Raw genomic sequence first — 521 nt, 5'->3', positions numbered from 1 at the left:
TCCCACTCTATTGGGATTATTTGTTTCATCGCTTTACCTAACGAGATTTCATCTTATGGCTTCTTCTTGTCCTTGCGGCGCTAACCGTACCTACCAACAGTGTTGCGAAATTGCGCACAACAATCACGCTGACGTCAAAACACCAGAACAGTTAATGCGCTCTCGCTATAGCGCTCATGTGCTAGGCCTCGTTGACTACGTTGTGAAAACATATCACCCAAGTTGTAACGCAGAAGAACAACGTGAAGGTATCGCACAATCGATCGACAGCGATTGGTGCAAACTGGAAGTCGTCAAAGCAGAAGCTGGCAGCCATGAAAATGAAGGCTTTGTTGAGTTCAACGCCTATTTCAATGAAGACGGCCAACGCTACTGCCTGAGCGAGCGTTCACGCTTCGTGAAAGAAGATGGGCTGTGGTATTACATTGATGGCACTTTCCCTGAAGAAGAATCCGAGCAAGATCCGCGACTTAATCAATCCATCAGCAGCTTAAAAGTAGGCCGTAACGATCCATGTATTT

At 46.4% G+C, this 521-nt stretch carries 1 protein-coding gene; it reads left to right on the top strand.

The annotated features are described in order from the left end of the window. Positions 1-55: 55 nt before the first annotated feature. Positions 56-521, top strand: a 466-nt coding sequence (locus tag R7040_RS29875) for a YchJ family protein (RefSeq protein ID WP_318098106.1), incomplete at its 3' end; no start/stop codon positions are given.

Source organism: Vibrio sp. 1069, from assembly GCF_033340555.1.
The sequence above is the reverse complement of the archived record's forward strand: the minus strand, read 5'-3'. Positions and strand labels throughout refer to the sequence as shown.